Genomic DNA, 7,556 nt, shown 5'->3' on the forward strand with positions numbered 1-7,556 from the left:
GCCATCAGGCAGGTCTCTGCGAGTTCGTACTCGGTCTGAGGCTCTAAAACAAGCCTCTTTGCCGCTGTTTCCAGGGCAGCAATAGCCTTTTCATACTCCTGATTTTCCCTGTAATAAATTGCCAGGTGCCTGTAGATGCGCTCGTCTTTGTCTTCCTCTTTGACATTGGATAGTATCTGCGCAGCTTTGGAGAAAAGTTTCTGGTGGTAATAGATAATAGAGAGCTGAAAAGAGAGATCCGCACAGGAATCACCGCTGCAGTTTGAGAGCTGGTTTTCTATCTGTCGGGCTGCGGCACCCAGATCCTCTCCTTTTCTTGACAGCAAGGCAAGATTGAGCTGAGCGCTTCTAAGCTGCGGATCTATTCTAAGAGCTTTCCGGAATTCCTCCTCTGCCTTTTTGTCATCTTTATTCTGATGGTAAATGACACCAAGCAGGTCGTGATACTCTGCCCTGTCATCCATTTCCAGGGCACGGGTAATCAGTTTCTGGGCAACGCTCAGATTACCCATCCTGCGGGCATTAAGAGCACGGATATAAAGCAGAGAGGGATCCTGAAGTGAATCGGATAGTCCGGTCCAGGTATTCTCCGCCTGCTCATATTTTTTCAAATTGAAATAGATCTGTCCGAGATTATACTTAATAATCGCATCATCAGGATATTTTTCCGATCCATCCTCGAAATATTTCTGGGCTCCCTTTACGTCACCGCAGTCTTTGGACGCGATACCTGCCATAAGAAAGGCATCGGCGCTATGCTTGACAGGGCTTTGGAAATACCTGTTCAAACTGGTCAGCGCCTCTTTGCATTTACCCCGCTCAACCTGTGCTGATGCCAGTTCAACAAGGATATTGGGGTCCGCACCAGCAGAGACAGCTTTGCTCAGCAATGTTGCAGCTTTCTCATAATTTTTCCTTGAACTCTCAATCAGGCCAAGCATTCTCAGGGCTTCAGCTTTTCCCTCATGTTTTTTCAGCACGGCTACAGCTCCGGCCGTATCACCTGTCACGATAAGCCCATGAGCGAGAAAACTCCAGGCATCCTGATTATTTGGTTCGATTTTATACGCTTTTCTGAGGTTTTCAAGCCCCTTTTCTTTCTTCCCGGTCTGCAAATAGATAAGTCCGAGGCGGACGTAGGCCTCTGTAAATTTACTATTGCTCCTGATCGCCCTCTCAAAAAGCCTTGCGGCAGCATCAGCCTGTTTTTCGTGAAGAAGGATCAGCCCCAGGTTGTAAGATGCTGTAGAATACTCAGGTTTTTCAGAAGCCAGTTTCTCCCATATCTTCTCAGCCTCTGAAATCACCCCTTTACGGTAATAAACCACGCCTCTGTTATTCCGCGCATCATCGTAATCCGGTAAGATTTTCAGCGCCTCATCGAAATAATCCAGCGCAACATCGTACTGCTTTTTCTCAAGAGCCTCCAGTCCTTTCATGTTCATCTCATAGGCATCGTTTACCGCCTTGAAAATCGCTGATGGGAGGGCATCTTCATCGGAGGGATCTATTTCCAGTTCCATCCTGAACGCTGAAGCACCGGAAAAAAACAGCAGCATTGTACCAAATACATATAATTGCAATCTCTTCATCAGTTATTCTTCTCCTTCGAAAAGAAAGACAGGAGTTGAGGTAAACTATCCCAACTCTGGAAGCAAAGATCCGGAATCACCTTCTGATCCAGATCATGCATGAATGCGGATTCTTTATCACCAGTAAAAAAAGCAGTTCGCATCCCGACTCCTGCTGCCGGCTCGATGTCTATGCTCAGGTCGTTGCCCACAATTACAGTCTGTTCAGGCAGGATCTGAAACTCATAAAGGGAATCAAAGAGTCTCCTGTAAAGCAGTTGATTTGGCTTTGCCACCCCGTACTCATAAGAGAAAAACGTCAGATCAGGGTCAAAAAGCTCATTGAAATCATCATATTTTCCATTGCTTTGATCCCTTATCAGGAGAGTGAGATCCATTGGGGTGTAAAACTGGGCATTGGAGACGATTCCCAGAACCATATTCTGCTTTTTCAACTGCTCAAGCGCATCAACTACTCCAGGATACAACTGCCTTCCAAGAGAGTAAAAATTGTAGGTAAATGCCAGCACACGGCTGAAATCTTCCCCTTCAACCGGATTGAATGCCGAGAGGTCATAACCCCGTCTCTTTAGAATAAGGAGTATAACACTCCATACTTCTTCTATTTTCACCTCCGGGAACTCTTTTCCGGCTTTTCTCGCCTTCTCGTGGTTGAGTGCGATCAGCCCGTGATAAAAATCACTGAGAGTCTTCTCCGGATTCTCCTGAGGATTGATCTCAATAAGTATCTCTGTTATGCCGAAACGGTCGGCGATTATTCTGAAAGCCTTCAAAAGAGAATTGGTACGGGATTCAGATGTTTCAAAGCCCGGTTTCCAGTAGTTTATCAGTGTCCCATAAACATCACAGATAACCGCTCTTATGTCTCCCAGTTTTTCACTTTTACTGGGATAAGAGACCGGCTCAAGTTTCCTGGGAAAGATATGTTTCTCATTCTCATGAAGTTCCCGTGCAAATTCAGCAAACCTGGACAATTCTTTTCTCCTGTTTTTCGTTTACCGAAAAATACAACCTTTAATTGGAGGAATGTGATTTTTAATAATAACAGGAAAGAAGATAATAAAAAATTACGATCAAGGCAGGTGCTCACTTCGGCTCAGCTCAGTGAGCATGACCTTTCTGCGTGTCCTTTGCGCCCTCTGGTTCCTAAATTTATTGAGTCTGCGCACAAAGGTCAATGAAGTGCGCGAATGTCGACCATATAAAGGTAAAAAAGCAGTCTGTCCCCTTTTTTATCTCTACTCATTTCACCGGCAAAATTGCCAACCATGTCTGCACAAATTAATTTCTTACTGGTTCAGTCTGTTATTGTGAGAACTTGTTTCGAATTATTCTTCTCCTCTCTGTATTAATCACTCTTGCAGTTTCTTTCCGTTTCCCGTTACGAAGTGTTGTCTACAGAAATTGTCAGTAACGAACGAGTTTACAATGTAAACAGATGATGATATGAATAAAGAAAGAGAGTCTTTCAGGGATCTGACCCTGAATCTTCCTTTCAAAATGTATTCAGCACCTAATAAAGATGCTGAGACTCTCCCTTTTAATAAAAATCCTTCCCGCTCACCGCACATCAGCTTCAAGCACCTTCGAATTTAGCCTGCTCAGAACCCGCATCAATTAAATGCATTCTTTGATGTTTTCAGGCTGCGTTTATAAGAGCAATCGGTTTCCAGAACCATCGTAAGTAGGTATTAACGGGAAAATGAATCAAAAAAAAACTGAAATATCTCAGGACAAAAGAGAATGGAAAAATCTGATGATTGCTGCCAGTCTGGGAATAAATCTGGTACTGACAAGCATAGTTGGGCTTCTGATCGGATATTACCTGGATAAATGGCTGTCCACCGGACCGGTATTTCTTCTGATTTTCTTTGCTCTGGGGATTTTTGCCGGATTTCGTCAGTTCTTTTTAGAGATTCGCAGGCTGGATAAAGATGAAAAATAAGCACCTTTTAATAGTAATGATTTCCTTTTTTTCCACCGTGATTTTACTCATTTGGGTTCTGGGAGCAGAGAAATTCTGGAGCGGAGTTTCTGCCGGTTTTTCAATTTCATTTCTGGGACTATATTTGCACTCTCTTTCTATAAAAAGCATAACCGGTTTAAAAGCAGGTTTTCTGAGGAGATATTTCGCAGGGATGGTACTTCGTTTTGCCATTCTGACAGCAGTTTTCTGTATTCTTGTTTTTCTCCTCAAAATCAATACGGCAGGTATTATAAGCGGGACAGGGGCTGGTTTGATGATCAGCAGCATTGTTCTGGTTTTAAGATCGAACAAAGCAGGCAGGTAACAGATATGGATTCAGTTATCCCCGAAGCAATAGTTTTTAATATCCCTTATATCCACCCCAGTCTGCTTATGAGTTTTCTAACCTGGGGTATTTTGATTTTGATGTCATATCTGGCATTCCGTAAAGCATCTCTTCAACCCGGGAAACTGCAGATTATGTTAGAATTGCTTCTCTCCTATGTATTTGATCTCTCAGACCAGATAATAGGACAGAAAGGCAAACGATATTATCCGCTTTTTGCGGGCATGTTTATCTTTATCCTCGTTTCCAATATTATTGGTCTTATTCCCGGCTTGAGTTCCCCTACCGCAAACCCCAACACTACTTTCGGACTGGCGATTGCCGTGTTTGTCTATTATACCTTTGAAGGCATCCGAGTGCAGGGGCTTGATTATTTCAAGCAGTTCCTGGGTCCCAGACTTCCCTGGTATTTTTTCCCTGTAACGATTCTTCTGGTGATGACTGAGGTCATAAGTGCCTTTACGCGTCCATTTTCCCTTGGTTTGCGTCTTTTCTGCAATATTTTTTCGAAAGAGCTGTTTCTATCAATACTTGTGATTCTGATTGCCCAGTTTATTCTCAGTCCTGTTTTGATTGACAGATGGTTTTCACTTGGTCCGCTTTTACTCAGACCGTTTATTCTTCTTCTGGGTTTGGTTATAGGGATCATCCAGGCATTGGTATTTACTTTATTAACAATTTCATACATCGGTGGTGCAGTCCAGGCGGCGGAGCACTGAAAAGAAAGGACTTATTTATGCGTTCAGTTCTGGCTTGTACTCTCATTCTTTTCTCAACGGGTCTGGTGATGGCAGCAGATGCGTCTGCAATGAATTTTTTGAGCAACTCTGTTATAGTGGCGGTTATGGGTGTTGCTCTGGCTGCAACCGGATGCGGCATAGGGATGGGTATATGTATCTCATCCGCACTCCAGGGGATAGCAAGGCAGCCGGAAACAACCGGGAAACTGCAGCTTAACATGATGCTTGGGCTTGCTTTCATAGAATCTCTTGTGCTTTACACTCTTTTTCTGGCTATCATTCTGCTTTTTGCAAACCCGTTTACAAAATATATAGGATAAGACCGGTATGATAGAGATCAATCTCTCACTTTTACTGGCACAGGTGGTCACTTTTCTGATCGCCTTGTATATAGTATGGAAATTATCCTGGGGTCCGCTTCAGCAACTGATGAAGTCAAGACAAGAGAGAATCAGAAATGACCTGCAGAATGCCGAGCAGACCCGGCAGGCTGCAGCCAGACTGGAAAGTGACTACAGATTCCGCCTTTCTCAGATTGAACAGCAAGTCAAGGAATTAATCACAATTGCCAAACTGGAAGGTAACAGAGAAAGGGATGAAATTGTAAAAAACGCCCGTAAGGAAATAGCCGAAATGCACAAAAGGGCTCTGGAGCAGCTTGAGCTCGAAAAAGAGGACGCAATGCAGCAGCTACGCTCTAAAGTGATCGATATCTCTGTGTCTCTTTCCGGTAAAATTATGGAAAATCAGGATCTTTCCGCATATTCCGCATCGCAGATCAGTTCGATGGTTGAAGCGCTGGAGAGGGCAAAGGAGAGCAGAAATGAAAGTTGAACAGGCTGCCCGTGAATATGCAAATGCAATCATGGAATTTGAATTATCACACTATGATACCGTAGATAAGCTGTTTTCAGAAATTATGGAACTGATGCAATTATCAAAGGACTTTTCCAGTTTTCTCAGACATCCGCAGATATCTGTGGAAGATAAAATCTCTATAGTGGAGAAGTTCTTTTCCGGGCAGACACCATCCCTTGTAAAGCATATTCTGAAGGAACTGCTCTCAGAGAACATCATCGATATCCTTCCTCTTATCAGAAAAGAGATGAAGAAACGCTTTAATGAGATAAACAATATCAAGGAAGCGGAAGTTATCAGCGCGATTTCATTTACAGATACACAGAAAGCCGGGATTATCAGGCACCTCACAGATTTTTGTAATTGTAAAATTGATGCCATATTCAGAACCGACCCATCGCTGATTGGAGGTTTCCGGTTGAGAATAGGAGGAAAAGTTCTGGACAGCAGTATAAGTTCCCGGTTGCAGGATATTTGCCAGATGCTTTTGAGTTCAGCAGGAGCATATTGATATGGATATAGAAATTCCAAAGGTAACCGGTGTCATTGAAGAATCACTCAAACAGTACCGGAACAAGCTTGACCTCAGAGAAGTGGGCTATGTGCTTCAGGTCGGTGATGGAATAGCCAGAATCTTCGGGCTGGAAAAGAGTGTCTACGGAGAACTGGTGCGTTTTCCAAATAATATATACGGTCTGGTCCTGAATCTTGAGGAAGGAAGCATCGGCTGTATTATCCTGGGTGACACTGCAGAGATCAAGGAGGGTGATGAGGTTTACCGCACCGGTGAAGTGGTCTCTGTGCCTGTAGGGGAAAAACTTCTTGGCCGGGTAGTTAATCCTCTGGGAATGCCTCTGGACGGTAAGGGATCGATTTCTTCAGACAAACAGAGGCCTATAGAGGTTATAGCTCCCGGAGTAATGGAACGTCAGCCGGTTAAAACGCCTCTTCAAACCGGAATAAAAGCAATAGACTCTATGATACCGATAGGACGCGGCCAGAGAGAGCTTATTATCGGTGATCGTCAGACAGGTAAAACCGCAATAGCTATAGACACAATTCTAAATCAGAGGGACCAGCCTGACCGTCCTATCTGTATTTATGTGGCGATAGGCCAGAAACTCTCCTCTGTGGCTCAGGTCATAAAGACACTGCAGGAGCATGGAGCCATGGAGTATTCCGTGGTTGTCAGTGCCACTGCCAGTGATCCGGCATCGCTGCAGTATCTTGCTCCCTATTCGGGGTGCGCTATCGGGGAAGAATTCATGTGGAAGGGTAAAGATGTGCTGATTGTGTACGATGATCTCACAAGACACGCCCAGGCATACCGTCAGATCTCTCTTCTGTTGCGGAGACCCCCGGGGCGTGAGGCTTATCCCGGCGATGTATTTTATTTACATTCAAGACTGCTCGAACGGGCATGCAAATTATCAGACCGCAATGGAGGAGGCTCTCTTACAGCTCTTCCCATTATCGAAACCCAGGCCGGGGATATCTCTTCCTATATTCCCACCAATGTAATCTCGATTACAGACGGGCAGATTTATCTTGAAACAGGTCTTTTCTTCTCCGGATTCAGACCGGCTATCAATGTGGGACTATCAGTTTCCCGTGTAGGTGGCCACGCCCAGATAAAAGCAATGCGGCAGGTTGCTGGAAGACTGAGGATTGATCTGGCTCAGTTCAATGAACTTGCAACATTTGCAAAATTCGGATCTGAACTTGACTCCCACTCTCAGGCCCTCCTCTCCAGAGGAGAGAGGATGCGGGAACTTTTAAAGCAGGACACACTCCATCCGCTGCCTGTTGAGCAGCAGGTAATCATAATCCATGCAGGTGTAAACGGATTTCTGGATGATATGCCGATAGATGAGATCAGGGAATGGGAATCAGAGTATCTCTCATTTATGCAGAAAAACTATCCCTCAATTACTGATAAAATCAGGGAGAGTGGTGCCATGGATGAGCAGTTGAGAAATGATCTTACAGAAGCCATCAAAACATTCAAGGCACGTTAAGCATGCAATCGATAAGTGAATTGCGAAGACAGATAA

The 7,556-nt window shown here is 44.3% G+C and carries 9 protein-coding genes; 7 read left to right on the top strand and 2 right to left on the bottom strand.

Annotated features, from left to right (window positions below):
• Window positions 1-1,592, bottom strand: a 1,592-nt coding sequence (locus tag GX089_03235) for a tetratricopeptide repeat protein (GenBank protein NLP01482.1), incomplete at its 3' end; no start/stop codon positions are given.
• Window positions 1,592-2,566, bottom strand: a complete 975-nt coding sequence (locus GX089_03240) for an HAD family hydrolase (GenBank protein ID NLP01483.1) — start codon at window positions 2,564-2,566, stop codon at window positions 1,592-1,594. The genes GX089_03240 and GX089_03235, both read right to left, overlap by 1 nt.
• Window positions 2,567-3,348: 782 nt before the next feature.
• Here GX089_03240 and GX089_03245 point away from each other — a divergent pair.
• The 7 genes from GX089_03245 (at window position 3,349) to GX089_03275 (ending at window position 7,520) form a co-directional block, all read left to right on the top strand.
• Window positions 3,349-3,537, top strand: coding sequence for an AtpZ/AtpI family protein (locus GX089_03245; GenBank protein NLP01484.1), 189 nt, complete (start codon window positions 3,349-3,351; stop codon window positions 3,535-3,537).
• On the top strand, window positions 3,527-3,883 hold the full coding sequence (locus GX089_03250) for a hypothetical protein (GenBank protein ID NLP01485.1): 357 nt from the start codon (window positions 3,527-3,529) through the stop codon (window positions 3,881-3,883). The genes GX089_03245 and GX089_03250 overlap by 11 nt, the downstream gene beginning before the upstream one ends.
• Window positions 3,884-3,888: 5 nt before the next feature.
• Complete coding sequence (atpB, locus tag GX089_03255; GenBank protein NLP01486.1) at window positions 3,889-4,623, top strand: F0F1 ATP synthase subunit A; 735 nt, start codon at window positions 3,889-3,891, stop codon at window positions 4,621-4,623.
• 89 nt (window positions 4,624-4,712) lie between these two features.
• Window positions 4,713-4,964 (top strand): ATP synthase F0 subunit C, encoded by a 252-nt coding sequence (atpE, locus tag GX089_03260; protein ID NLP01487.1) that lies wholly within the window; start codon window positions 4,713-4,715, stop codon window positions 4,962-4,964.
• A 7-nt stretch (window positions 4,965-4,971) separates the two neighbouring features.
• Window positions 4,972-5,478: a F0F1 ATP synthase subunit B gene (atpF, locus tag GX089_03265; protein ID NLP01488.1), complete on the top strand. Its 507-nt coding sequence runs from the start codon at window positions 4,972-4,974 to the stop codon at window positions 5,476-5,478.
• Complete coding sequence (gene atpH / locus GX089_03270; protein NLP01489.1) at window positions 5,468-6,013, top strand: ATP synthase F1 subunit delta; 546 nt, start codon at window positions 5,468-5,470, stop codon at window positions 6,011-6,013. Before atpF ends, atpH begins: the two co-directional genes overlap by 11 nt.
• A gap of 1 nt (window position 6,014) precedes the next feature.
• A complete protein-coding gene (locus GX089_03275; protein ID NLP01490.1) occupies window positions 6,015-7,520 on the top strand; it encodes a F0F1 ATP synthase subunit alpha in 1,506 nt (501 codons plus the stop codon).
• The last annotated feature ends 36 nt before the right edge of the window (window positions 7,521-7,556 follow it).

It is taken from the genome of Fibrobacter sp. (assembly GCA_012523595.1).
GTDB lineage: Bacteria > Fibrobacterota > Chitinivibrionia > Chitinivibrionales > Chitinispirillaceae > JAAYIG01.